Below are 504 nucleotides of genomic sequence, written 5' to 3'. Positions count from 1 at the left end.
GCTCGTCGGTGCGGCGCGCGTGCTCCGGGTGGGGCCCGAGCCGACGGCCCCGGGGGAGTCGATCACGGAGGGTCGCCTCGCCGACGCGATTCCGGATCGCCTCCCGTCGATCGTCTGCATCGCGACCGGGTGGGACGCGCACTTCGGCACCGCTGCGGCGCTCCGCCATCCGTCGATCTCGCTCGACCTCGCGCGGCTGCTCTGGGAGCGCGGCGCCCGCGTGCTCGGCGTGGACTGCTTCAGCCCCGACCCGACCGCAGGTGATGCCGAGTCGGGGGCCGAGGCGGGGGAGGCCGACGCGGGCGACGCCGACCCGATGCCGGTGCACCAGTTCTGGCTCGGGGGCGACGGCGTCATCGTCGAGAACCTCGTGGGCCTCGCCGAGCTGCCCGGTTCGGTCGAGATGTCGCTGCTGCCGCTTCGCATCGACGGATCGGACGGCTCGCCGATCCGGGCCGTCGCGCGCTTCGACCTCGCCGAGTGAGCGGCGCGCCCGGGGTGCGT

At 75.2% G+C, this 504-nt stretch carries 1 protein-coding gene; it reads left to right on the top strand.

Features of this window, described 5'->3' with window-relative positions; genetic code table 11:
* On the top strand, positions 1 to 484 hold a 484-nt coding region (locus NS354_RS12775; RefSeq protein ID WP_193750784.1), incomplete at its 5' end, for a cyclase family protein.
* Positions 485 to 504 lie beyond the last annotated feature (20 nt).

Source organism: Leucobacter chromiiresistens (assembly GCF_001477055.1).
GTDB classification, from domain to species: domain Bacteria; phylum Actinomycetota; class Actinomycetes; order Actinomycetales; family Microbacteriaceae; genus Leucobacter; species Leucobacter chromiiresistens_A.
The sequence above is the reverse complement of the archived record's forward strand: the minus strand, read 5'-3'. Positions and strand labels throughout refer to the sequence as shown.